Below are 22,909 nucleotides of genomic sequence, written 5' to 3'. Positions count from 1 at the left end.
TGGATTAGCCTGCCAGCCCTTGGCTGCGCAGTTGGTAGACGTTGCGGAACACCAAGTGCACGCGCCGGTTCCGGGGTTCTGCGAGCGTGTTCAGGTCAATTGCCGTGGCGCCATCGCAGTCTGTGTAGGTGCTGCCTGCAGGTAGACTGAGCTTTTCGTTGCCAAAGAGCACTAGACAGACTTCCACCGCGAAAACCTGGGCCCAGCCGGGGGTGCCTGGAGCGCCTACTGTGGCGGCGTCTACATAGCGCAGGTTGGGGTTGCCTGTGCCAGCTGCCGTTTGCATCAGGTAGCGGACCTGGAAGTTGGCGACATTGCGGACAATAGGCTGGATGTCATTTCCGGTCACGGTAGGGCCGTTGCAGCGGAGTTCATTGGCTGCAACATTCAACACAAATTGACTTTGGATGAGTGTGGGAGTGCCCTTGCCTGCCAGGCAGTTGCGTAGCACGGATTCTGGATCCAGCGGATTGGCTGGATCTTTGGCGAGATATACAGTCTCTGTGTAGTTGCGGTAACCGGTGGTGAGCTTGTATTCGCTGGCCCCAGGGGAGTCCAGCCCACTCAGGGTATCGGTTGCCAAGGTGAATGTGTTGGTCCCGTCGGTAAAGTCGGTTTCAAATGCCACTGGTTCTGCAACCAAAGGGGGGGTGGTGTCAGTTTCCAACTTGGTCGCCGACATTTTGAGTTTGATGGAGCCTGACTGTCTCAATTGCGAGCCAATCACGCGGAAAGCATACGAGGCTTGCTGCTGCAGGTCGCTGACATCACTCACGCTGCCCGTAACGCCGCGTGACACCATCAGTGCGCCCATCGCCACGGCGATCGTGAGCAGGCCAATCGTGATGCCGACCAGCAGTTCGAGCAGCGTCACGCCACGCTGTGTGTTTGGCCTCGAAGTGGAATATTTCATGCCGAGCTTGCCTGATAAAAAGAGAGGAGCGGGTGAAGTCAAACGTTGTCAGGATTTGGGGCCTGGGCAGAAGTACTGCACGGTGACATCGGCAAAGTAAGGAGCGCAGCGACTGCTGACGGGTATGTATTGGAGGTGGCAGGTGTACCTGGGGGTGGATGTGGGGCTGACGTTGCAGGTCGGCATCCCAGCATCTCCACCCAGGTTGGTTGCCGTTGTCAGCAAATCTGCGAGGTAAGAGTTGTCGGTACTGCGCTCGTTCTCACGCCAGCGGATCATCACGCCCAACTGGCGGCGGCTACCGGCGGTCGTTTCGGCCGGAGCAAAAAAGACGCTGGCGTCTCCCAAAGGAAGAGTGCGCTCAAGAGTGCGTTTCCATTCGCGCAGGTCATAAGCGGCAAACTCTGCATGGGTGCAATTGGTGGCGCCTTCGCAGAGTTTGGAAGCCTGAGGGGTTGGCGCTGGGCCTGGGCGCCAGTCAACGGTGTAGCTGTCAATGCTCACCAAGGCATTGGGGTGGGTCTTCATGCGCTCGCTCAGATCTTCAATCAGGCGAATGGCCTGTGCACGGTGCACGCTGGTTTGGGTGTCACTAAGGGTACGCATCTGTACACCCAGAACGCCCAGAATGCCCAATGCGGCAACAACGATGGCGACCAGGGATTCGATCAGCGTGATGCCTCGCTGATTAGGATGAGCAGTGTGCTGCATAGTCTTTAGCCGGACGTGCATGGCATATCTTCGGATTTAATGGTTCTGATGCGTCCCCCGGAGCTCATGCACAGGCCGCGAGCGGCCGAGTCAGAGATGTTTTTATTGTGAGGGACCAGGCTGAAACCGACAAATGGGCCTGACACCCGGCCCCAGCGGTCAAATTCGATGCTTGCAGCACCGCCGACGCGCGTCACGTCAATGTTCGGCGGAGTAGGGAAGCTTTGCAAAACTTCTTCACCTGCATCTAATGCTCCATTGCTGTTGGTGTCGGTAAAAACAAACCAGCCGCAATCCCAATTTGCGTTGCCAGGAGCGAGCAGGCAGCCACCGGTGCCAGTGGGGTGCTTGTGGACTGTGACGGTGCCGCCCCGTTTGATGGCTTCTGCGCGTGCGTAGTAAAGGGTGGATTCAAGCCCCTTCACCGCCTGCTGCACGCGCCAGCGCTCTATCAGCGGTGTGAAACTGGGGAGGGCCAGTGCCGCGAGAAGGGCCAAGATGGAAACGACCACCATCAGCTCAATGACGGTGAACCCATGGGGTGCCCGTGGGGTGCTCGGCTTGCGGATACTCCGCCGTAAGCGAGATAGAGATTGCATGTTCTGCATGGGCGAATGCTATTTGGATAGTTCTGACGCTGCGTGTGTGTGCTTGATGAGTGGCGCCCGCGTAGTGATGAGCGGCTCGCCCAGGGCCACGCCCTGTGGTTTGCGACTATTGCGTGTAGCCTCTGCACGCCCCTGCATTGTGTAAACCTTTGCACTCTCGATACATCCTCCGATCACGTTCGGTGCGTGTTTCTTCGGAGGTGCTTCGTTGGTAGGTCACTTTGCTCACGCCTTTCTTTTTTGCAGGATTGCTCGCTGAGGCCGTTTTGCTGTCGGAGGTGCCTTTCGCAAGTGTGACTTCTGGGTTGGTCAGCAAGAACAACGCGAATGCGACGGTGGAAAGTGTGGGAAATCCGCTTCGGGGTGAAAGGCTTGCGAGTCTGCGCGCCGATGTTGCGTTGGCTTGTGTCATGGGAGGCTTACAGTGTGGATCGGAGGTGCGGTTTAGCGCGAGTGTTCTAGATCGCATGGTGCTTGGCAAGGTTAAATTCTTGCCAAGGCTATAATCACGAGGTTTTGCATGGTGCAAGACGCACGCCTGCAGCCGTTCCAGCCGCTGGCGCAAGTAAAAACCACGGCCCAGCTTCCTTTGCGGGCCTTATCAAGGAAAAACAATGATCGCATCCTCTATCAAGGCCGAAGTCGTCAAGGCGAACGCCCGTGCTGCCAATGACACCGGTAGCCCAGAAGTGCAGGTGGCCCTGCTGACCGCCCGCATCAACGAACTGACCCCCCACTTCAAGACGCATGCCAAGGACCACCATGGTCGCCGTGGCCTGCTGCGCATGGTGAGCCGTCGTCGCAAGCTGCTGGACTACCTGAAGGCCAAGGACGCTGACCGTTACACCGCGCTGATCGCCAAGCTGGGTCTGCGCAAGTAATTGCAATCGCATGCGAAAACGCCTGGGTTAGTCCGCTAGCTCAGGCGTTTTTTACTTCGGAGTCGCAAAACAGAGCGAAGCTGTGTCATTCCAATGAAGTTGCCGCCATGGGTTGGTGTGCAGGTTCCCTGGAATGGCATCGTGTTCTGAATTGCTCTCCAAGCCAATCTGGTAGAGCGCTACCAGCTATTAAAACAGGAGCTGAACATGAGCATTTTCAACAAAATCACCAAGACCTTCCAGTGGGGTGACAAGACCGTCATCATGGAAACGGGTGAGATCGCCCGCCAAGCCTCCGGCGCTGTGCTGGTGAACATTGATGACACCGTGGTGCTGGCCACCGTGGTGGCATCCAAGGGTGCCAAGCCAGGACAGGACTTCTTCCCTCTGACGGTGGACTACATCGAGAAGACCTACGCTGCAGGCAAGATCCCTGGCAGCTTCTTCAAGCGCGAAGCCAAGCCCAGCGAGCACGAAACCCTGACCAGCCGTCTGATCGACCGTCCGATCCGCCCGCTGTTCCCCGAAGGTTTCTTCAACGAAGTGCATGTGGTGATCCACACGGTGTCGCTGAACCCAGAGGTGGACGCTGACATCGCAGCCCTGATCGCTACCAGTGCAGCCCTGGCCATCTCTGGCATCCCGTTCAACGGTCCTATCGGCGCCGCACGCGTGGGCTACATCAACGGCGAATACGTGCTCAACCCTGGTCAGACTGCGCGCAAGAACTCGCAGATGGATCTGGTGGTGGCAGGTACCGAGGCCGCCGTGCTGATGGTGGAATCCGAAGCGCAACAACTGTCCGAAGAAATAATGCTCGGCGCTGTGGTGTTTGGCCACGAGCAAGGCAATGTGGCCATCAACGCCATCCACGAACTGGTGCGCGATGCTGGCAAGCCCGTATGGCAGTGGGAAGCCCCTGCCAAGGACGAAACCCTGATCGCCAAAGTGGTGGCCCTGGCCGACGACAAGCTGCGCGCTGCCTACCAGATCCGCAACAAGCAAGCCCGCACGCAGGCTTGCCGCGAAGCTTATGCGGCCGTGATGGCAGCCTTGAAGGCTGAGGGTGTCGAGTTCGACGCTGTCAAGGTTGAAGGCATGCTGTTCGATATCGAAGCTGGCATCGTGCGCAGCCAGATCCTAGCCGGCGAGCCCCGCATCGATGGCCGCGACACGCGCACCGTGCGCCCTATCGAAATCCGTGGCAGCGTACTGCCCCGCGCCCATGGCTCGTCGCTCTTCACGCGTGGCGAAACCCAAGCGCTGGTGGTGACCACGCTGGGCACCGAGCGCGACGCTCAGCGCATTGATGCGCTGGCTGGCGAGTATGAAGACCGCTTCATGATGCACTACAACATGCCTCCCTTTGCCACCGGTGAAGTGGGTCGCATGGGTTCGACCAAGCGCCGCGAAATCGGCCACGGCCGTCTGGCCAAGCGCGCTCTGATTGCCGTGTTGCCGACGAAGGAAGAATTCCCCTACACCATGCGCGTGGTGTCCGAAATCACCGAATCCAACGGCTCGTCGTCGATGGCCTCGGTCTGCGGTGGCTGCCTGTCGCTGATGGACGCGGGCGTTCCGATGAAGGCGCATGTGGCGGGTATCGCCATGGGCCTGATCAAGGATGCCAACCGTTTTGCCGTGTTGACCGACATTCTGGGTGATGAAGATCATCTGGGTGACATGGACTTCAAGGTGGCGGGTACCACGGCTGGTATTACTGCGCTGCAGATGGACATCAAGATCCAGGGCATCACCAAGGAGATCATGCAGGTCGCCCTGGCCCAGGCCAAGGAAGCGCGCATGCACATCCTGGGCAAGATGCAAGAGGCCATGGGTGAAGCCAAGACCGAGGTGTCGAACTTTGCGCCCAAGCTTTACACGATGAAGATCAACCCCGAGAAGATCCGTGACGTGATCGGCAAGGGCGGCGCGGTGATCCGTGCGCTGACCGAAGAAACCGGCTGCCAGATCAACATCGAGGAAGACGGCACCATCACCATCGCCGCCGCTGACGCAGCCAAGGCCGACGAGGCCAAGAAGCGCATTGAGCAGATCACGGCCGAAGTTGAAATTGGCAAGATCTACGAAGGCCCTGTGACCAAGATCCTGGACTTCGGCGCACTGATCAATCTGCTGCCCGGCAAGGATGGTCTGCTGCACATCAGTCAGATTGCCCACGAGCGCGTTGAACGCGTGGGCGATTACCTGACCGAAGGCCAGATCGTGAAGGTCAAGGTCATGGAAACCGACGAGAAGGGCCGCGTCAAGCTGTCGATGAAGGTGCTGGCCGATCGTCCTGCCGGCGGCAGCGACCGTCCTGCTCCAGCAGAGCGCGGCGACCGCGAACCACGCCGCGACCACGGTCGTGATGGGGGCCGCCAGCCCGCGGATCAACAGCAACAGCAACAGCAACAGCAACAGCAACAGCAACAGCAACAGTCCTTGCCCTCGGACAGCGGTTCCGGGCAGATCGTCGGCTGATCGGATTTTTTGCTATTGATTTGTAGCTGCTTGCGCTTGTGAATAAAGCGCTGGCAGCCAGAATCACTCAAAAATTAACCGTCCCATGAATCGCAATATGCGTGCTGTCGAGATCACTTCCTTTGGCGGTCCCGAGGTACTGCGCCTGGGTGAACGCCCCGTGCCGCAGGCGGGTGCCGGTGAGCTGCTGATCCGTGTGGCTGCCAGCGGTATCAATCGCCCCGATGTGCTCCAGCGGATGGGGCACTATGCCCCTCCGTCTGGCACGTCTGACCTGCCGGGCCTGGAAGTCGCGGGAGTGGTGGAGTCGGGGGATGCCGCAGCCATGGCCGAGGCGGGTATCCGGGTGGGTGACCGCGTCTGTGCGCTGGTGGCGGGTGGTGGTTATGCCCAATGGTGCGTGGCGCCTGTGGTGCAGTGCCTGCCGGTGCCTGATGGCTTTAGCGATGTTGAGGCTGCATCACTGCCCGAGACGTTTTTCACCGTGTGGAGCAATGTGTTCGACCGGGGGTATCTGCAGGCGGGTGAAAGCTTGCTGGTGCAAGGCGGTACCAGTGGTATTGGTGTGACGGCTGTTCAATTGGCGCGGGCCTTTGGCGCAACGGTCATTGCAACTGCAGGTAGCGACGAAAAGTGTGCGGCATGCCTGCAGCTGGGGGCCCACGAGGCCATCAACTACAAGACGCAGGATTTTGTGGCAGAAGCCAATCGCATTACGCAGGGCAAAGGCGTGGATGTGGTGCTGGACATGGTGGCAGGTGACTACGTGGCGCGCGAGGTGCAGTGCCTGGCTGAGGACGGCCGCATTGTCATCATTGCGGTGCAGGGTGGCATCAAGAGCGACTTCAATGCGGGTTTGGTGCTGCGCCGCCGGCTGACCATTACTGGCTCCACCTTGCGTCCGCGTTCTGTGGCATTCAAGGGGGCGATTGCGCGTGCATTGCGCGAGCATGTGTGGCCTCTGCTGGTGGCGGGGCGTGTGCGGCCCGTCATTCACAGCACATTTGCGGCGACAGAGGCTGCTAAGGCCCACGCGCTGATGGAGTCAAATCAGCACATTGGCAAGATTGTTTTGACGTGGTGATCATGAAAAACAAGAGAAAACTCATCGCAGGCAACTGGAAGATGAACGGCAGTCTGGCTGCCAACGATGCTTTGCTGAAAGGCATCTTGGCGGGGCTGGCTGACGCGGTTTGTGACGTGGCCGTTGCGGTGCCGGCGCCCTATCTGGCGCAGGTGCAGGCTGCTGCGTTGGGGTCTTTGGTGGCGGTGGCTGCCCAGGATGTATCGCAGCACGAAGCAGGTGCCTACACCGGAGAGGTGTCGGCCGCCATGTTGAAAGACTTTGGTGTGCGGTACGCGCTCGTGGGGCATTCAGAGCGCCGCCAATACCATGGTGAAACCGACGTGGTGGTCGCCGAGAAAGCGCAGCGCGCACTGGCGGCAGGTATCACGCCTATCGTCTGCGTGGGCGAGACTCTTCAGGAGCGCGAAGCTGGGCAGACCGAGGTTGTGGTCAAGCGTCAATTGGCGGCTGTGATCCACCTCAATGGTCACTGCATCAGCGAAGTGGTGGTGGCTTACGAACCGGTCTGGGCCATTGGCACGGGCCGCACGGCGTCGCCTGAGCAGGCGCAGGCAGTGCATGCAGTGCTGCGGGCACAGCTGTCTGCGGCCAGCGAGCATGCGGATCGAATCCGCCTGCTGTACGGCGGCAGCATGAATGCGGCCAATGCCGCCCAGTTGCTGTCCCAGCCGGATATCGATGGCGGCCTTGTTGGCGGTGCCTCGCTGAAAGCGCCCGATTTCCTTCAAATCATTGCGGCCGCCCGGTGAGGCTGCCCTTCAAACTATTCAATCAGGAGTGAACAGAGAATGAACGTGATCGTGAATGTGGTGTTGGCTGTGCAGATGCTGACGGCCTTGGGGATGATTGGCCTGATCCTGATCCAGCATGGCAAGGGTGCCGATATGGGCGCAGCGTTTGGCAGTGGCAGTTCCGGAAGCCTGTTTGGTGCCAGCGGTAGCGCCAACTTCTTGTCGCGCACTACGGCGGTGCTGGCTGCGGTGTTTTTTGTGGCAACGCTGGCACTGGCCTATTTCGGCAATGCGCGTCCTGCCAGTTCGGGTAGCGTGCTGGAAAATCCCGCTGCTGCAGTGCCTGCAGGTGCGCCTTCGTTGTCGGCTTCGGATGCTGCTGTGGCTCCTGCCGTGCCCGCCTCGGGTGCAGCGCAGATCCCCACCAAATAATCTGCACTAAATTGGGCTCCGTAAGCCGAAGCAGGGTTTTTCCGGAGTAGAATTCTGGATTGTCTGGAAAGCCAAAACCGCAAGGTTCCTCATGCCATCCAGATGCAAAAATCAGCCGTCGTGGTGAAATTGGTAGACACGCTATCTTGAGGGGGTAGTGGCGAAAGCTGTGCGAGTTCGAGTCTCGCCGACGGCACCAAAACAAAGGCCTGCCTGCATGACCCGGCTCGGGTCCTGACGGGCAAGGCCACAGCGGTGAGCACATCCTCAAGATGAACCTCGATCAGTACCTCCCCGTCCTTTTGTTCATCTTGGTCGGCATCGCCGTAGGCGTTGTCCCCCTTGTACTCGGCTACATACTGGGCCCCAACCGCCCGGATGCCGCGAAGAACTCTCCCTACGAATGTGGCTTTGAAGCCTTCGAGGATGCGCGCATGAAGTTTGATGTGCGCTACTACCTTGTGGCCATTCTCTTCATTCTGTTCGATCTCGAAATTGCATTCCTCTTCCCGTGGGCGGTGACGCTGCATGAGGTGGGGATCGCTGGTTTCGTGGCGGTCGTTATTTTCCTGGCCATTCTGGTTGTGGGTTTTGCCTACGAGTGGAAAAAGGGTGCCCTGGATTGGGAATGAGCGAGCCTCAACAAGGATGATGCAATGATTGAAGGCGTGATGAAGGAAGGCTTCATCACCACGAGTTACGACTCGGTGGTGAATTGGGCCAAGACCGGCTCTCTGTGGCCGATGACATTCGGCTTGGCTTGCTGTGCCGTCGAAATGATGCATGCTGCGGCGGCGCGTTACGACATCGGTCGTTTTGGGGCGGAAGTGTTCCGCGCGAGCCCGCGCCAGTCTGACCTCATGATTGTGGCCGGCACGCTGTGCAACAAGATGGCGCCTGCGTTGCGCAAGGTGTACGACCAGATGTCCGAGCCGCGTTGGGTGTTGTCGATGGGCTCGTGTGCCAACGGCGGCGGTTACTACCACTACAGCTACTCCGTAGTGCGTGGTTGCGATCGCATTGTTCCGGTGGATGTCTACGTGCCAGGTTGCCCGCCCACGGCGGAGGCGTTGATCTATGGGATCATCCAGCTGCAGCAGAAGATTCGCCGTACCAACACCATTGCTCGTGTCTGAAGGGTTGATGATGACCGCTGTTGCCATTCGGCCTGAAAAACTCAAAGACAATATTGCCGCCGCCCTGGGGGTGATGGTGCGTCAGATCACGGTGGCGTTGGATGAGGTCACCTTGGTCGTTGATGCGGCTGATTACCTCGAATCCATGCGCGTGTTGCGTGACGCTGAAGGTTGCCGCTTTGAGCAACTGATCGATTTGTGTGGCGTGGACTATTCGGCATATGCCGATGCCGTGCGTGAAGGCCCCCGCTATTGCGTGGTCTCGCACCTGTTGTCCGTCAGTCTGAATCAGCGTGTGCGGGTCAAGGTGTTCTGCGCCGATGATGATTTTCCGGTGGTGGCCTCGGTCTCCGACCTGTGGAACTCCGCCAACTGGTACGAGCGCGAAGCGTTTGATCTGTTCGGCATTGTGTTCGACGGCCACAACGACCTGCGCCGTATCCTGACCGACTACGGCTTCATTGGCCATCCCTTCCGCAAAGACTTTCCGCTGTCTGGTCATGTTGAGATGCGCTACGACGCAGAGCTGCGCCGGGTGGTTTACGAACCCGTGTCGATCGAGCCGCGGGAGATCACGCCGCGCATCATCCGCGAAGACAAGTACGGAGGCCTGCACTAAGGCGCCCGCGCCCCATGTGAACCACCATGGCTGAAATCAAGAACTATTCCCTGAACTTTGGTCCGCAGCATCCGGCGGCGCACGGTGTGCTGCGCTTGGTGCTGGAGCTCGATGGCGAAGTCGTACAGCGGGCCGACCCGCACATCGGCCTCCTGCACCGTGCCACCGAAAAGCTGGCCGAACACAAGACCTACATCCAGTCGCTGCCCTACATGGACCGATTGGACTACGTTTCGATGATGTGCAATGAGCACGCCTACTGCCTGGCCATCGAAAAGCTGCTGGGCCTGGAAGTGCCCCTGCGTGCGCAGTACATCCGCGTGATGTTTTCGGAAATCACGCGCCTGCTGAACCACCTGATGTGGCTGGGTTCGCATGGCAACGACTGCGGCAGCTCCACCATCCTGATCTATACCTTCCGCGAGCGCGAAGACCTGTTCGACATGTACGAAGCCGTCTCTGGCGCGCGCATGCATGCAGCGTATTTCCGTCCAGGCGGTGTGTACCGTGACCTGCCGGACTCCATGCCGCAATACAAGGTCAGCAAGATCAAGAACGCCAAGGCCCTGGAGGCCATGAACCAGAACCGCCAAGGTTCTTTGCTTGATTTCATCGACGACTTCACCAAGCGCTTCCCCGGTTGCGTAGACGAGTACGAGACCCTGCTGACCGACAACCGTATCTGGAAGCAGCGCACCGTGGGTATTGGTGTGGTGCCGCCCGAGCGTGCGCTGAACCTGGGCATGACCGGCCCCATGATCCGTGGCTCCGGTATTGCCTGGGACCTGCGCAAGACCCAACCGTACGATGTTTACGACCGTGTGGACTTCGATGTACCCGTGGGCAAGACAGGTGACTGCTACGACCGCTATCTGGTGCGCGTGCAGGAAATGCGCGAATCCAATCGCATCATCAAGCAGTGTGTGGATTGGCTCAAAGCCAATCCGGGTCCTGTCATTACTGACAATCACAAGGTGGCTGCGCCCGCTCGTGAATCCATGAAGTCCAACATGGAGGAGTTGATCCACCACTTCAAGCTTTTCACTGAAGGGTTTCACGTGCCCGAGGGTGAGGCTTATGCTGCGGTGGAGCATCCCAAGGGCGAGTTTGGCATCTACCTGGTGAGCGACGGCGCCAACAAACCGTACCGCCTCAAGATCCGTGCGCCTGGTTTCGCGCACCTCGCCACGCTGGACGAAATGGCACGCGGCCACATGATTGCGGACGCCGTGGCCATCATCGGCACCATGGATATCGTGTTCGGAGAGATTGACCGATGATTACCGAATCGACCCGCGCGCGTTTTGCGCGTGAAGTGGCCAAGTACCCCGCCGAGCAGAAGCAGTCTGCAGTGATGGCCTGCCTGTCTATCGTGCAACAGGAGCAGGGGTTTGTCAGTGCTGAAAGTGAAGCGGTGATTGCCGAGTATCTGGGTATAGCCCAGATCGCCGTGCATGAAGTCACGACCTTCTACAACATGTACAACCAGCAGCCGGTGGGCAAGTACAAGCTCAACGTGTGCACCAACTTGCCTTGTCAGCTGCGCGACGGACAGAAGGCGCTGCACCACCTTGAAAAGAAGCTTGGTGTGACCATGGGCGAGACCACGGCCGATGGCCTGTTCACCCTGCAGCAGTGTGAGTGCCTGGGCGCCTGCGCTGATGCGCCCGTGATGCTGGTCAACGACCGCACGATGTGCAGCTTCATGGACAACGACAAGCTCGACCAGTTGGTCGACGGCCTGCGTGCGGCGGAGGGACAAGCATGACCACCGCTGCACAGATCCTCTCGCAGTTCCAGGCCACGGGCGTCCAGACCTGCTTCCACGACCGCCACATCAACCCGCAGATCTACGCGGGCCTGGATGGTGCGAACTGGAGCATCAAGGACTACGAAGCGCGCGGCGGCTATGCTGCGCTGCGCAAGATCCTGGGCACCGATGGCGGTGAACCACTCACGCAGGACCAGGTCATCGCCACTGTCAAGGAATCCGGCCTGCGCGGCCGTGGCGGTGCGGGTTTCCCCACCGGCCTCAAGTGGAGCTTCATGCCCCGCTCGTTCCCAGGCCAGAAGTACCTCGTGTGCAACTCCGATGAAGGCGAGCCTGGCACGTGCAAGGATCGCGACATCCTTCAGTTCAACCCGCACATCGTTATCGAAGGCATGATCATCGCGGCCTACGCGATGGGCATCTCTGTGGGCTACAACTACATCCACGGTGAAATCTTCCAGACCTACGACCGCTTTGAAGAAGCGTTGGAAGAAGCGCGCGCAGCCGGTTACCTGGGTGACAAGATCCTTGGCAGCAACTTCAGCTTCCAGCTGCATGCGGCGCATGGCTTCGGTGCCTATATCTGTGGCGAAGAAACTGCGCTGCTCGAATCGCTCGAAGGCAAGAAGGGCCAGCCGCGCTTCAAGCCGCCGTTCCCTGCCAGCTTCGGTCTGTACGGCAAGCCCACCACCATCAACAACACGGAGACCTTCGCGGCCGTGCCGTGGATCATCCGCAATGGCGGCCAAGCCTACTTGGAGTGTGGCAAGCCCAACAACGGTGGCACCAAGATCTTCTCGGTTTCGGGCGATGTGGAAAAGCCCGGCAACTACGAAGTACCCATGGGCACACCGTTTGCCAAGCTGCTCGAACTGGCCGGTGGCGTGCGCAAGGGGCGCCAGCTCAAGGCAGTGATTCCCGGTGGCTCCTCGTCCCCGGTGCTGCCTGCCTCCATCATCATGGAATGCACGATGGATTACGACTCCATTGCAAAGGCTGGCTCCATGCTCGGCTCGGGTGCCGTCATCGTGATGGACGATTCCCGCAGCATGGTCGAGAGTCTGCTGCGCCTGTCGTACTTCTATTCCCACGAATCCTGTGGCCAGTGCACGCCATGCCGTGAAGGCACGGGCTGGATGTGGCGCGTGATCGACCGTATTCAGCACGGTCAGGGGCGCGAAGGCGATCTGGACCTGCTCAATTCTGTGGCAGACAACATCCAGGGGCGCACGATCTGTGCGCTGGGCGATGCCGCTGCCATGCCTGTGCGCGCCATGATCAAACATTTCCGTCCCGAGTTTGAGGCACTGATCCGGAACAAGGCCCCGCAGGCCGCGACCTCCGTCTGATCGCGAGAAAACATATGGTTGAAATTGAACTGGACGGTCAGAAAGTGGAAGTCGCCGAAGGCTGCATGGTGATGCATGCGGCCGAGAAGGCGGGCACCTACATTCCGCATTTCTGCTACCACAAGAAGCTTTCGATCGCCGCCAACTGCCGTATGTGCCTGGTGGATGTGGAAAAGGCTCCCAAGCCCATGCCAGCGTGCGCTACGCCGGTGACGCAGGGCATGATCGTGCGCACCAAGAGTGACAAGGCTATCAAAGCCCAGCAGTCGGTCATGGAGTTCCTGCTGATCAACCACCCGCTGGATTGCCCCATCTGCGACCAGGGCGGTGAATGCCAGTTGCAGGACCTGGCCGTGGGCTACGGCGGCTCTTCTTCTCGCTACGAAGAAGAAAAGCGCGTGGTGCCTGTCAAGGATGTTGGCCCGTTGATTTCCATGCAGGAAATGAGCCGTTGCATCCACTGCACCCGTTGCGTGCGCTTCGGCCAGGAAGTGGCCGGCGTGATGGAGCTGGGCATGATCCATCGCGGCGAGCACTCGGAGATCACAACGGTCACCGGTGATACGGTGGACTCCGAGCTGTCGGGTAACATGATCGACATCTGCCCCGTCGGTGCGCTCACGAGCAAGCCTTTCCGATACAGCGCCCGCACTTGGGAGTTGTCGCGCCGCCGTTCGGTGAGCCCCCACGATTCGACCGGTTCCAACCTGATTGTTCAGGTCAAGAACCACAAGGTCATGCGCGTGGTGCCGTTCGAGAATGAGGCTGTCAACGAATGCTGGATTGCCGACCGTGACCGTTTCTCGTACGAATCGCTCAACAGCGACGAACGCCTGACCCAGCCGATGCTCAAGCAGGGCGGGGTGTGGAGGCAGGTCGATTGGCAGACCGCACTGGAATACGTCGCCAACGGTTTGAAGAACATCAAGAATGACCACGGCGCCAACAGCATTGGCGCTCTGGTCAGTCCGCACAGCACGGTCGAAGAGTTGTACCTGGCTTCTGCGCTGGTGCGTGGTCTGGGCAGTGACAACATTGACTACCGCCTGCGCAATGCTGAATTTGCAGCGCCCGAAGGTATCCGCTGGCTTGGCACGTCCATTGCCTCGTTGTCCACGTTGCAGAGTGTGCTTGTGGTGGGCTCCAACCTGCGCAAGGACCATCCGTTGTTCGCCCAGCGCATTCGCCAGGCAGCACGCCACGGCTGTCAGGTCAGTGTGGTCGATTCGGCCCTGGCTGACTGGGCAATGCCTGTGAAACACTCCCTACTGCAGCCTGCTGCCCAATGGGTGGCGGCGCTTGGCGGCATCGCTGCTGCGGTGGCGCAGGAAAAGGGTGCTTCTGCGCCTGCGGGGGCAGGTGCCGTGACCGAGGGTGCCTTGGCGATCGCCCGTACCCTGCTGGGTGGCGAACGCAAGGCGCTGTTGTTGGGCAACGCAGCTGCGCACCATGCACAGGCTACGCAATTGCTGGCGCTGGCCAACTGGATTGGTGAGAACACGGGGGCATCCGTCGGCTACCTGACGGAAGCCGCCAATACGGTGGGTGCTCAGTTCGTGGGGGCTCATCCTGTCAATGGTGGCTTGAATGCGGGCCAGATGCTTTCCGGTGGTCTGAAGGCAGCCTTGTTGCTCAATACTGAGCCGGTGTACGACTCCGCTGCGGGCGCCAGTGCTGCTGCCACGCTGTCTGGTGCAGACATGGTGATCACGTTGAGCCCCTTCAAGGCCAACATGGAGTTCAGTGACGTTTTGTTGCCAATTGCCCCGTTCACCGAAACGTCTGGCAGCTTTGTCAATGCGGAAGGCCGTCTGCAGAGCTTCCACGCCGTGGTGCGCCCTCTGGGTGACGCCCGTCCTGCATGGAAGGTTCTGCGCGTTCTGGCCAATCTGCTGGGTGTGCCGGGCTTCGACTTTGAAACCTCGCAGGACGTGCTGGCCCGTGCCACGAATGCCCCAGCGGGCACGGTCACGCAATTGGCGGCTGCTCAGATGTCGAACGCTGTGAGGACGGTGCCAGTCGCTGCGACAGCCGCAGCAGGTGAACCCGTGGTCGCATCCATCTATCAACTGGACGGCCTGGTGCGCCGTTCCACGTCGTTGCAGCTCACTGCCGACGCGCGCATGGCATGTGAAGGAGTGGCCGCATGATCGACGCGATCTACAACGCGGGCCTGAACCTGCTTTCTTTTGGGTGGTGGACTGGCATCGTCTGGCCGGTGCTCTGGATCCTGATCAAGATCGTTTGTATCCTGGCGCCTTTGATGGGTGCGGTTGCCTACCTCACGCTGTGGGAGCGTAAGCTCCTGGGCTTCATGCAGGTGCGCCATGGCCCCAACCGCGTGGGTCCCATGGGGTTGCTGCAGCCTATCGCTGACGCGTTGAAGCTGTTGACCAAGGAAATCATCCAGCCCACGGCGGCCAGCAAGGGCTTGTTTGTCCTCGGACCTGTCATGGCCATCATGCCGGCACTGGCTGCCTGGGTGGCTATTCCCTTTGGCCCCGATGTGGCCTTGGCCAATGTGAATGCAGGTCTGCTGCTGGTCATGGCCATCACCTCGATTGAGGTCTATGGTGTGATCATTGCAGGCTGGGCCTCGAACTCCAAGTATGCTTTTCTCGGTGCGCTGCGTGCGTCCGCACAGATGGTGAGCTACGAAATTGCCATGGGCTTCTGCTTCCTGGTCGTGATCATGGTTTCCGGCAGCATGAACCTGACCGAAATCGTGATGGGGCAAGGGCGTGGCATGGCTGCGGATAAGGGCCTGACCTTCCTGTCCTGGAACTGGCTCCCGCTGCTGCCCATTTTCCTGGTCTACCTGATCTCTGGGGTTGCTGAAACGAACCGCCACCCGTTTGACGTGGTGGAAGGCGAGGCGGAAATCGTGGCCGGCCACATGGTGGAGTATTCCGGCATGGGCTTTGCGATCTTCTTCCTGGCTGAGTACGCCAGCATGTGGCTCGTTTCCATCCTGGCTGCACTGATGTTCCTTGGCGGCTGGCTGCCCCCCATCGACAGTGCGTTGTTCAACTGGATTCCTGGCTGGATCTGGCTGGGTATCAAGACCTTCCTTGTGGTGTCCATGTTCATCTGGATCCGGGCGACCTTCCCCCGTTTCCGTTATGACCAGATCATGCGTCTGGGCTGGAAGATCTTTATTCCAGTCACGCTGGTGTATTTGTTGTTTGTCGGCGGGTGGTTGCTCTCGCCTTGGAATATCTGGAAATAAGCGGGGACACAAATGACTGCTGTTGCTGCTGCTGCACCTTTTTCGTTCAAGGATTTCTTCAAGAGCTTCATGCTCGTGGAGTTGCTCAAGGGCATGGCCCTCACGGGCCGCTATGCCTTTCGCCGCAAGGTGACTGTGCAGTTCCCGGAAGAGAAAACGCCTCTTTCACCCCGTTTTCGCGGTCTGCATGCGCTGCGCCGCTATGACAACGGGGAAGAGCGTTGTATCGCCTGCAAGTTGTGCGAGGCCGTTTGCCCCGCCATGGCGATCACGATTGAGTCGGACGTCCGTGCCGATGGCTCCCGCCGCACCACTCGCTATGACATCGATCTGACCAAGTGCATCTTCTGCGGTTTCTGCGAAGAAAGCTGCCCGGTGGATTCCATCGTGGAGACGCACATCTTTGAATACCACGGCGAAAAGCGTGGCGATCTGTATTTCACGAAGGACATGCTCCTGGCCGTGGGCGACCGGTACGAAGGCGAAATTGCGGCAGCCAAGGCTGCGGACGCAAAGTACCGCTGAGCGGTGCAGGCTTCAGCCTCTTTGCCAGACTTTCTATAAAGACCCGATTCATGGACGCCAAGACTGGTTTCTTCTACCTCTTCTCGGTTGTGCTGCTGTTTGCAGCCTTCCGGGTGATCACTGCGCGCAATCCTGTGCATGCCGTGCTCTATCTCATCCTCGCGTTTTCGCAGGCGGCAGCGGTGTGGTTGCTGCTCAAAGCCGAATTCCTCGCCATTGCCTTGGTGCTCGTGTACCTGGGCGCGGTGATGGTGCTGTTCCTGTTCGTCGTGATGATGCTTGATATTCACATCGACACGGTGCGCAAAGGCTTCTGGAAGCACTTTCCCCTGGCCGCCACGGTAGGCGCTTTGATTGCGCTGGAAATGGCCGCTGTGCTGATGGGCGGGTTTCGTGGCATGGACGAGCCCAAGGCCGTCGCCACCATGGTGGATGCTGCGGGGCAGGTGGTCCCGTATTCGAATACCAAGGCGTTGGGCAAGCTGCTTTACACCGAATACCTTTATCCCGTTGAAATCGCAGCTGTGATTCTGCTGGTGGCCATGATTGCCGCCATTGCGCTCACCCTGCGCCAGCGCAAGGACAGCAAGGCCATCAATCCTTCGGTGCAGATCCGCGTCCGTGCTGCGGACCGCCTGGAAGTGGTGAAGGTCGCAGCGACCCAGAAGCCGGTGGACGAGGCACAGGCAGAGCCGGCCGTCGAGGAGAAAAAAGTATGACGCTGACATTGGGACACTTTCTCTCGCTGGGTGCGATGTTGTTCGCGCTCGCGGTGATCGGGATTTTCCTGAACCGCAAGAACCTGATCGTGCTGCTGATGGCCATCGAATTGATGCTGCTGGCGGTGAACATGAACTTCGTGGCTTTCTCCCACTACCTGGGCGACATGCACGGCCAGGTGTTTGTGTTCTTCATCCTGACCGTGGCGGCAGCCGAATCGGCCATCGGCCTGGCCATCCTGGTGCTGCTGTTCCGCAACAAGTCCAGCATCAACGCGGAAGACCTCAACACCCTCAAGGGTTGATGGGCTACCCGTATTCCCAAGGTTCTCAAGAATGAGTCAAACCCTCTCTGCTTCAACGCTCCTGGCCGTGCCACTGGCTCCGCTGGCGGGTGCTTTGCTGGCCGGCATCTTTGGTACGACCTTTGGTGGTAACTGGATAGGCCGACGCCTGAGCCATACCCTGACGATCCTGGGCGTGCTCGTGGCGTTCGTGTTGTCTGCGATGACGCTCAAGAGCGTTGCGATCGATGGCGCGCGTTTTAACGAGACGCTGTACACCTGGATGGTTGTTGGTGGTCTGAAGATGGAAGTGGGCTTCCTGGTGGACAGCCTCACCGCCATGATGATGGTCGTGGTGACCTTTGTGTCGCTGATGGTGCATATCTACACCATTGGCTACATGGAAGAGGACGACGGCTACAACCGTTTCTTCGCCTACATCTCGTTGTTCACGTTCTCCATGCTGATGCTGGTGATGAGCAACAACCTGCTGCAGCTGTTCTTCGGTTGGGAAGCCGTGGGCCTGGTGTCTTACCTGCTGATCGGCTTCTGGTTCAACAAGCCTTCGGCGATCTTTGCCAACATGAAGGCCTTTCTGGTCAACCGGGTGGGCGACTTCGGTTTCATCCTGGGCATTGGCTTGATCGCAGCTTACGCTGGCACGTTGAACTACGGCGAAGTGTTCGCGAAGACGGGTGAGCTGGGTGGTCTGCCATTCCCCGGCACCGACTGGATGCTGATCACCGTGATCTGCATCTGCTTGTTCATTGGTGCGATGGGCAAGTCGGCCCAGTTCCCGCTGCACGTGTGGTTGCCCGACTCGATGGAAGGTCCAACCCCTATCTCGGCGCTGATCCACGCGGCAACCATGGTGACCGCGGGCATTTTCATGGTGGCGCGCATGTCGCCCCTGTTTGAACTGTCTGATACGGCCCTGAATTTCATCCTCGTGATTGGTGCCATCACGGCGTTGTTCATGGGATTCCTGGGCATCATCCAGAACGACATCAAGCGTGTGGTGGCTTATTCCACGCTGTCGCAGCTGGGTTATATGACCGTAGCGCTGGGCGCATCGGCTTACTCGGTGGCCGTGTTCCACCTGATGACCCACGCGTTCTTCAAGGCGCTGCTGTTCCTCGGGGCCGGCTCGGTCATCATGGGCATGCACCACAACCAGGATATCCGCTGGATGGGCGGCGTGCGCAAGTACATGCCCATCACCTGGATCACCTCACTGCTGGGTTCGCTGGCGTTGATCGGTACACCGCTGTTCTCGGGCTTCTACTCCAAGGACAGCATCATTGAGGCCGTGCACTTCAGCCAACTGCCCGCAGCCGGTTTTGCGCACTTTGCCGTGCTCGCAGGTGTGTTCATCACGGCGTTCTATTCGTTCCGCATGTATTTCCTGGTCTTCCATGGCAAGGAGCGCTACGACCAGAACCCGGATGCGCACCATGACGACCACCATGGTCATGATGATCACCACGGGCACGATGCCAAGCCACACGAATCCCCCTGGGTGGTGACGGTGCCGCTGGTGCTGCTGGCCATTCCTTCGGTGGTGGTGGGCTTCATGTTCATCCAACCCATGCTGTTTGGTGACTTCTTCAAGGACGTGATCTTTGTAGATGCGGCCAAGCACCCGGCCATGGCGAAGTTGGCAGAAATCTTCCACGGTCCGGTGGGGATGGCACTGCATGGTCTCCAGACAGCGCCTTTCTGGCTTGCTTTGGCGGGGGTAGCTGCTTCGTACTACATGTACATGGTCAATCCTGCGCTGCCTGCGGGCATCAAGGCACGTGTCCAGCCGCTCTACACCTTGCTGGAAAACAAGTATTACCTCGATTGGATCAACGAGAACATCCTCGCCCGTGGTGCTCGTGCGCTGGGTGTCGGGCTGTGGAAGGTAGGCGATCAGGCCATCATCGACGGCGCTCTCGTGAACGGTTCTTGGAAGTTGGTGCGTGGAGTTTCCGGCATCGTGCGCTGGATGCAGTCGGGCTTTATCTTCCACTACGCGCTGGTGATGATCCTGGGTGTCTTCGCGCTGATGACCTGGTTTGTCTGGGGCGATGCTCTGTTGCAGCTCATCAAATAAGGAAAACAACAAATGGGTCTGTTGAGTCTTGCAATCTGGGCACCGATTGCCTTCGGTGTACTGCTGCTGGCCATTGGGCGGGATGAGCATGCCCGCGCGGTGCGGTGGCTGGCGCTGGTGGGGGCCGTGGTTGGCTTCCTGGTGACGTTACCCCTGTACGATGGGTTCCAGCTGGGCACGGCGGCGATGCAGTTTGTCGAGAAGGCAGCCTGGATCGAACGCTTCAACATCCACTATCACCTGGGTGTGGATGGCATCTCGTTCTGGTTCGTGCCGCTGACGGCATTCATCACTGTCATCGTCGTAGTGGCTTCCTGGGAGTCCATCACCGAGCGCGTCAACCAGTACATGGGGGCTTTCCTGATCCTGTCGGGCCTCATGATTGGCGTATTCACGGCGTTGGACGGCATGCTGTTTTACGTGTTCTTCGAAGCCACGCTGATTCCGATGTATCTGATCATCGGTATCTGGGGTGGCCCCAACAAGATCTACGCGGCGTTCAAGTTCTTCCTGTATACGCTGCTCGGTTCGCTGCTGATGCTGATCGCGCTGATCTTCCTGTACAACCAGTCAGGCGGCAGCTTCGACATTGCCACGTGGCACCAGTTGCCGTTGAGCCGTACGGCGCAGACGCTGCTGTTCTTTGCCTTCTTTGCGGCGTTTGCTGTGAAGGTGCCGATGTGGCCGGTGCACACCTGGCTGCCCGACGTGCACGTGGAGGCGCCCACCGGAGGCTCCGCCGTGCTGGCCGCCATCATGCTGAAGCTGGGCGCATACGGCTTCCTGCGTTTCTCCATGCCCATCGCCCCCGATGCCTCGCGCGAGTGGGCTTGGCTGATGATTGCCCTGTCGCTGATTGCCGTGATCTATGTGGGTCTGGTGGCCATGGTCCAGAAGGACATGAAGAAACTGGTGGCGTATTCGTCTGTGGCGCACATGGGCTTTGTGACTCTGGGCTTCTTTATCTTCAACGATCTGGGCGTGTCTGGCGGTCTGGTGCAGATGATTGCCCACGGCTTTGTCTCGGGCGCGATGTTCCTGTCCATTGGCGTGCTGTATGACCGCGTGCATTCGCGTGAAATCGCCGCTTACGGCGGTGTGGTCAACACCATGCCCAACTTCACGGCCTTTGCGCTGCTGTTTGCGATGGCCAACTGCGGCCTTCCAGGCACTGCCGGCTTTGTGGGCGAGTGGATGGTGATCCTTGGCGCTGTCAAGGCCAACTTCTGGATCGGTCTGGCCGCCGCCACTGCGCTGATCTTTGGTGCCGCCTACACGCTGTGGATGTTCAAGCGCGTATACCTGGGGCCAGTGGGCAATGACAACGTCAAGGGCCTGACCGACATCGACAGCCGCGAATTCCTGGTGCTTGCCTTGCTGGGCATTGCCGTACTGGCCATGGGCCTGTATCCCCGTCCGTTCACGGACGTGATGGACACCTCGGTGGCGGAACTGCTCAAGCATGTTGCGCTATCCAAGCTGAACTAAGAGATTCAAGAAGATGATTGACAACATCAGCTGGCTCGCGATTTACCCCGAAATCGTGCTGTTGACCATGGCCTGCGTGATCGCGCTGGTCGACCTGGGCGTGCACAGCGCCCGCCGCACCGCCACCTACGTGCTCACCCTGCTCACGCTCGCCGTGGTGGCTGGATTGCAGGCCATGTACGCCAGCAGCGGCAACACCTTCTATGGGTTTGGCAACATGGTGGTGAGCGATGCCATGGGCAACTGGCTCAAGTGTTTTGCCACGGTGGCCATGATGATCACGCTGGTCTATGCCCGACCCTACGCGGCAGATCGCGGCATGATGCGTGGCGGCGAGATGTTCACCTTGTCGATGTTTGCGCTGCTGGGCATGTTCATCATGATCTCGGGCAACAACTTCCTGGTGATCTACCTGGGCCTGGAGCTGCTGACCTTGTCGAGCTACGCGCTTGTGGCCCTGCGCCGTGACAACGCCACGGCCACAGAAGCGGCCATGAAGTATTTCGTGCTTGGCGCCATGGCCAGCGGCTTCCTGCTGTACGGCCTGTCCATGATCTACGGTGCCACGGGTTCGCTCGATATCGGTCAGGTGTTCAAGGCCGTCAATTCAGGCCAGATTCGCCACCAGGTGCTGGTTTTCGGCCTCGTGTTCGTGGTGGCCGGCCTGGCCTTCAAACTGGGTGTCGTGCCTTTCCACATGTGGATTCCCGACGTCTACCAGGGTGCTCCCACGGCGGTCACGCTCATGATCGGTGGCGCGCCCAAGCTGGCAGCGTTTGCCATCACCATCCGCCTGCTGGTCGACGGGTTGTTGCCCTTGGCCATCGACTGGCAGCAGATGCTGGCAGTGCTGGCGATTGGCTCACTGCTCGTGGGTAATCTGGCCGCCATCGCGCAGACCAACCTCAAGCGCATGCTGGCGTACTCCACCATTTCGCAAATGGGCTTTGTGCTGCTGGGTCTGATGTCGGGTGTGGTGAACGGCAATGTGGATGCTACGGCCGTTGAGAACGCCTACAGCGCCTCGATGTTCTACGTGGTGACCTATGTGCTCACCACGCTGGCAGCCTTTGGCGTGATCTTGCTGCTGGCCCGCGAAGGCTTCGAAAGCGAGGAAATTTCGGACTTTGCTGGCCTCAACCAGCGTAGCCCCCTGTACGCCGGTGTGATGGCCGTCTGCCTGTTCTCGATGGCCGGTATTCCGCCGCTCGTGGGTTTCTACGCCAAGCTGGCCGTGCTGCAGGCGTTGGTGGCCTCAGGCCAGACCCTGTACATCGCGATGGCGGTGTTCGCGGTGATCATGTCGCTGATCGGCGCCTTCTACTACCTGCGGGTGGTGAAGGTCATGTACTTCGACGCACCGTTGACGGCCTCGAACGTGTCCGCCCCGGCGGATGTGCGTGTGGTGCTGACCCTTAACGGCGCGCTCCTGCTGGTGCTGGGCCTTCTGCCCGGCGGCTTGATGGCCCTTTGCGCTGACGCTGTCGTGCGCGCGCTGGCCACCTAAGCGTTCCCCACTGCCTGCTGTTCCTGTGTCGCTTACCGGGTCCGTCTGGCTGGTCATCGTGGCAGCGTTCATTGCTGCCAACCTGCCTTTTGTCAACCACCGCTGGCTGGCGGTAGGGCCACAGTCCAATCCGAGAAAGCCGCTGGTGGGCCGCCTGGGCGAGCTGATCCTGCTGTACTTTCTGGTGGGTGGCTTGGCGCTGTTGCTGGAGCGCAGGGCCGGGCAGATTGCTTCGCAAGGCTGGGAGTTCTATGCGATCACCGGGACGCTGTTCCTTACACTCGCCTTTCCAGGTTTTGTTTATCGTTACCTGCTGCGCCGCCACGGCTGATGGCCA

General features: G+C 59.5%; 24 protein-coding genes and 1 tRNA gene. 21 read left to right on the top strand and 4 right to left on the bottom strand.

From position 1 onward, the window contains the following. Nucleotides 1-4 precede the first annotated feature (4 nt). From ACSQ22_RS06250 to ACSQ22_RS06235, 4 genes are all read right to left on the bottom strand, one after another. Nucleotides 5-913 (bottom strand): PilW family protein, encoded by a 909-nt coding sequence (locus ACSQ22_RS06250; RefSeq protein ID WP_436129762.1) that lies wholly within the window; start codon nucleotides 911-913, stop codon nucleotides 5-7. A gap of 48 nt (nucleotides 914-961) precedes the next feature. Further along, nucleotides 962-1,624: a type IV pilus modification protein PilV gene (pilV, locus tag ACSQ22_RS06245; protein ID WP_436129761.1), complete on the bottom strand. Its 663-nt coding sequence runs from the start codon at nucleotides 1,622-1,624 to the stop codon at nucleotides 962-964. Nucleotides 1,625-1,629: 5 nt separating this feature from the next. Continuing rightward, on the bottom strand, nucleotides 1,630-2,232 hold the full coding sequence (locus ACSQ22_RS06240; protein WP_436129760.1) for a GspH/FimT family pseudopilin: 603 nt from the start codon (nucleotides 2,230-2,232) through the stop codon (nucleotides 1,630-1,632). A gap of 106 nt (nucleotides 2,233-2,338) precedes the next feature. Then, a complete protein-coding gene (locus ACSQ22_RS06235; protein ID WP_436129759.1) occupies nucleotides 2,339-2,644 on the bottom strand; it encodes a hypothetical protein in 306 nt (101 codons plus the stop codon). Between the two features lie 202 nt (nucleotides 2,645-2,846). On the opposite strand from ACSQ22_RS06235, the gene rpsO reads away from it, so the two are divergent. From rpsO to ACSQ22_RS06130, 21 genes are all read left to right on the top strand, one after another. Then, nucleotides 2,847-3,113: a 30S ribosomal protein S15 gene (rpsO, locus tag ACSQ22_RS06230; protein WP_005793232.1), complete on the top strand. Its 267-nt coding sequence runs from the start codon at nucleotides 2,847-2,849 to the stop codon at nucleotides 3,111-3,113. 207 nt (nucleotides 3,114-3,320) lie between these two features. Then, entirely contained in the window at nucleotides 3,321-5,597 is a 2,277-nt protein-coding gene (gene pnp, locus ACSQ22_RS06225) for a polyribonucleotide nucleotidyltransferase (protein ID WP_436129758.1), read from the top strand. Nucleotides 5,598-5,694: 97 nt separating this feature from the next. Further along, on the top strand, nucleotides 5,695-6,681 hold the full coding sequence (locus ACSQ22_RS06220; protein WP_436129934.1) for an NAD(P)H-quinone oxidoreductase: 987 nt from the start codon (nucleotides 5,695-5,697) through the stop codon (nucleotides 6,679-6,681). 2 nt (nucleotides 6,682-6,683) lie between these two features. Further along, on the top strand, nucleotides 6,684-7,433 hold the full coding sequence (gene tpiA / locus ACSQ22_RS06215; RefSeq protein WP_055393221.1) for a triose-phosphate isomerase: 750 nt from the start codon (nucleotides 6,684-6,686) through the stop codon (nucleotides 7,431-7,433). 39 nt (nucleotides 7,434-7,472) lie between these two features. Next, nucleotides 7,473-7,847 (top strand): preprotein translocase subunit SecG, encoded by a 375-nt coding sequence (gene secG / locus ACSQ22_RS06210; RefSeq protein ID WP_055393223.1) that lies wholly within the window; start codon nucleotides 7,473-7,475, stop codon nucleotides 7,845-7,847. Between the two features lie 114 nt (nucleotides 7,848-7,961). Then, nucleotides 7,962-8,046, top strand: a tRNA-Leu gene (locus tag ACSQ22_RS06205). A 73-nt stretch (nucleotides 8,047-8,119) separates the two neighbouring features. Further along, entirely contained in the window at nucleotides 8,120-8,479 is a 360-nt protein-coding gene (locus ACSQ22_RS06200; RefSeq protein ID WP_055393226.1) for an NADH-quinone oxidoreductase subunit A, read from the top strand. Between the two features lie 24 nt (nucleotides 8,480-8,503). Continuing rightward, complete coding sequence (locus ACSQ22_RS06195; protein ID WP_007849129.1) at nucleotides 8,504-8,983, top strand: NuoB/complex I 20 kDa subunit family protein; 480 nt, start codon at nucleotides 8,504-8,506, stop codon at nucleotides 8,981-8,983. 10 nt (nucleotides 8,984-8,993) lie between these two features. Next, entirely contained in the window at nucleotides 8,994-9,602 is a 609-nt protein-coding gene (locus tag ACSQ22_RS06190; RefSeq protein WP_436129757.1) for an NADH-quinone oxidoreductase subunit C, read from the top strand. 26 nt (nucleotides 9,603-9,628) lie between these two features. Beyond that, nucleotides 9,629-10,882: an NADH-quinone oxidoreductase subunit D gene (locus ACSQ22_RS06185; RefSeq protein WP_182119480.1), complete on the top strand. Its 1,254-nt coding sequence runs from the start codon at nucleotides 9,629-9,631 to the stop codon at nucleotides 10,880-10,882. Continuing rightward, a complete protein-coding gene (nuoE, locus tag ACSQ22_RS06180; protein WP_431149953.1) occupies nucleotides 10,879-11,370 on the top strand; it encodes an NADH-quinone oxidoreductase subunit NuoE in 492 nt (163 codons plus the stop codon). The genes ACSQ22_RS06185 and nuoE overlap by 4 nt, the downstream gene beginning before the upstream one ends. Beyond that, nucleotides 11,367-12,722, top strand: a complete 1,356-nt coding sequence (gene nuoF / locus ACSQ22_RS06175) for an NADH-quinone oxidoreductase subunit NuoF (RefSeq protein WP_218300594.1) — start codon at nucleotides 11,367-11,369, stop codon at nucleotides 12,720-12,722. Before nuoE ends, nuoF begins: the two co-directional genes overlap by 4 nt. A gap of 14 nt (nucleotides 12,723-12,736) precedes the next feature. Then, nucleotides 12,737-14,872, top strand: a complete 2,136-nt coding sequence (gene nuoG / locus ACSQ22_RS06170) for an NADH-quinone oxidoreductase subunit NuoG (protein WP_436129756.1) — start codon at nucleotides 12,737-12,739, stop codon at nucleotides 14,870-14,872. Then, nucleotides 14,869-15,951, top strand: a complete 1,083-nt coding sequence (nuoH, locus tag ACSQ22_RS06165) for an NADH-quinone oxidoreductase subunit NuoH (RefSeq protein WP_055393236.1) — start codon at nucleotides 14,869-14,871, stop codon at nucleotides 15,949-15,951. Before nuoG ends, nuoH begins: the two co-directional genes overlap by 4 nt. A gap of 12 nt (nucleotides 15,952-15,963) precedes the next feature. Continuing rightward, the gene (gene nuoI, locus ACSQ22_RS06160) at nucleotides 15,964-16,476 is read left to right on the top strand and encodes an NADH-quinone oxidoreductase subunit NuoI (RefSeq protein WP_010463942.1); all 513 of its coding nucleotides are present in this window, start codon (nucleotides 15,964-15,966) and stop codon (nucleotides 16,474-16,476) included. 50 nt (nucleotides 16,477-16,526) lie between these two features. Then, the gene (locus tag ACSQ22_RS06155; protein ID WP_436129755.1) at nucleotides 16,527-17,195 is read left to right on the top strand and encodes an NADH-quinone oxidoreductase subunit J; all 669 of its coding nucleotides are present in this window, start codon (nucleotides 16,527-16,529) and stop codon (nucleotides 17,193-17,195) included. Then, nucleotides 17,192-17,500, top strand: coding sequence for an NADH-quinone oxidoreductase subunit NuoK (gene nuoK / locus ACSQ22_RS06150; protein ID WP_005793248.1), 309 nt, complete (start codon nucleotides 17,192-17,194; stop codon nucleotides 17,498-17,500). Before ACSQ22_RS06155 ends, nuoK begins: the two co-directional genes overlap by 4 nt. Nucleotides 17,501-17,531: 31 nt before the next feature. Then, on the top strand, nucleotides 17,532-19,577 hold the full coding sequence (gene nuoL / locus ACSQ22_RS06145) for an NADH-quinone oxidoreductase subunit L (protein ID WP_055393240.1): 2,046 nt from the start codon (nucleotides 17,532-17,534) through the stop codon (nucleotides 19,575-19,577). A gap of 12 nt (nucleotides 19,578-19,589) precedes the next feature. Continuing rightward, complete coding sequence (locus ACSQ22_RS06140) at nucleotides 19,590-21,065, top strand: NADH-quinone oxidoreductase subunit M (protein WP_055393242.1); 1,476 nt, start codon at nucleotides 19,590-19,592, stop codon at nucleotides 21,063-21,065. Nucleotides 21,066-21,078: 13 nt separating this feature from the next. Continuing rightward, nucleotides 21,079-22,572 carry an NADH-quinone oxidoreductase subunit NuoN gene (gene nuoN, locus ACSQ22_RS06135; protein ID WP_055393244.1) on the top strand — a complete coding sequence of 498 codons (1,494 nt, stop codon included), beginning with the start codon at nucleotides 21,079-21,081 and terminating at the stop codon, nucleotides 22,570-22,572. A 25-nt stretch (nucleotides 22,573-22,597) separates the two neighbouring features. Further along, nucleotides 22,598-22,903, top strand: a complete 306-nt coding sequence (locus ACSQ22_RS06130; protein ID WP_055393246.1) for a DUF2818 family protein — start codon at nucleotides 22,598-22,600, stop codon at nucleotides 22,901-22,903. Nucleotides 22,904-22,909 lie beyond the last annotated feature (6 nt).

The organism is Acidovorax sp. LjRoot38 (genome assembly GCF_964252975.1).
GTDB classification, from domain to species: domain Bacteria; phylum Pseudomonadota; class Gammaproteobacteria; order Burkholderiales; family Burkholderiaceae_C; genus Acidovorax; species Acidovorax facilis.
The sequence above is the reverse complement of the archived record's forward strand: the minus strand, read 5'-3'. Positions and strand labels throughout refer to the sequence as shown.

Bases quoted from the DNA above. Each gene is read 5' to 3' on its own strand.
- ACSQ22_RS06250 (WP_436129762.1), bottom strand. From the start codon at position 913: ATGAAATATTCCACTTCGAGGCCAAACACACAGCGTGGCGTGACGCTG.
- pilV (WP_436129761.1), bottom strand. From the start codon at position 1,624: ATGCAGCACACTGCTCATCCTAATCAGCGAGGCATCACGCTGATCGAA.
- ACSQ22_RS06240 (WP_436129760.1), bottom strand. From the start codon at position 2,232: ATGCAGAACATGCAATCTCTATCTCGCTTACGGCGGAGTATCCGCAAG.
- ACSQ22_RS06235 (WP_436129759.1), bottom strand. From the start codon at position 2,644: ATGACACAAGCCAACGCAACATCGGCGCGCAGACTCGCAAGCCTTTCA.
- rpsO (WP_005793232.1), top strand. From the start codon at position 2,847: ATGATCGCATCCTCTATCAAGGCCGAAGTCGTCAAGGCGAACGCCCGT.
- pnp (WP_436129758.1), top strand. From the start codon at position 3,321: ATGAGCATTTTCAACAAAATCACCAAGACCTTCCAGTGGGGTGACAAG.
- ACSQ22_RS06220 (WP_436129934.1), top strand. From the start codon at position 5,695: ATGCGTGCTGTCGAGATCACTTCCTTTGGCGGTCCCGAGGTACTGCGC.
- tpiA (WP_055393221.1), top strand. From the start codon at position 6,684: ATGAAAAACAAGAGAAAACTCATCGCAGGCAACTGGAAGATGAACGGC.
- secG (WP_055393223.1), top strand. From the start codon at position 7,473: ATGAACGTGATCGTGAATGTGGTGTTGGCTGTGCAGATGCTGACGGCC.
- ACSQ22_RS06200 (WP_055393226.1), top strand. From the start codon at position 8,120: ATGAACCTCGATCAGTACCTCCCCGTCCTTTTGTTCATCTTGGTCGGC.
- ACSQ22_RS06195 (WP_007849129.1), top strand. From the start codon at position 8,504: ATGATTGAAGGCGTGATGAAGGAAGGCTTCATCACCACGAGTTACGAC.
- ACSQ22_RS06190 (WP_436129757.1), top strand. From the start codon at position 8,994: ATGACCGCTGTTGCCATTCGGCCTGAAAAACTCAAAGACAATATTGCC.
- ACSQ22_RS06185 (WP_182119480.1), top strand. From the start codon at position 9,629: ATGGCTGAAATCAAGAACTATTCCCTGAACTTTGGTCCGCAGCATCCG.
- nuoE (WP_431149953.1), top strand. From the start codon at position 10,879: ATGATTACCGAATCGACCCGCGCGCGTTTTGCGCGTGAAGTGGCCAAG.
- nuoF (WP_218300594.1), top strand. From the start codon at position 11,367: ATGACCACCGCTGCACAGATCCTCTCGCAGTTCCAGGCCACGGGCGTC.
- nuoG (WP_436129756.1), top strand. From the start codon at position 12,737: ATGGTTGAAATTGAACTGGACGGTCAGAAAGTGGAAGTCGCCGAAGGC.
- nuoH (WP_055393236.1), top strand. From the start codon at position 14,869: ATGATCGACGCGATCTACAACGCGGGCCTGAACCTGCTTTCTTTTGGG.
- nuoI (WP_010463942.1), top strand. From the start codon at position 15,964: ATGACTGCTGTTGCTGCTGCTGCACCTTTTTCGTTCAAGGATTTCTTC.
- ACSQ22_RS06155 (WP_436129755.1), top strand. From the start codon at position 16,527: ATGGACGCCAAGACTGGTTTCTTCTACCTCTTCTCGGTTGTGCTGCTG.
- nuoK (WP_005793248.1), top strand. From the start codon at position 17,192: ATGACGCTGACATTGGGACACTTTCTCTCGCTGGGTGCGATGTTGTTC.
- nuoL (WP_055393240.1), top strand. From the start codon at position 17,532: ATGAGTCAAACCCTCTCTGCTTCAACGCTCCTGGCCGTGCCACTGGCT.
- ACSQ22_RS06140 (WP_055393242.1), top strand. From the start codon at position 19,590: ATGGGTCTGTTGAGTCTTGCAATCTGGGCACCGATTGCCTTCGGTGTA.
- nuoN (WP_055393244.1), top strand. From the start codon at position 21,079: ATGATTGACAACATCAGCTGGCTCGCGATTTACCCCGAAATCGTGCTG.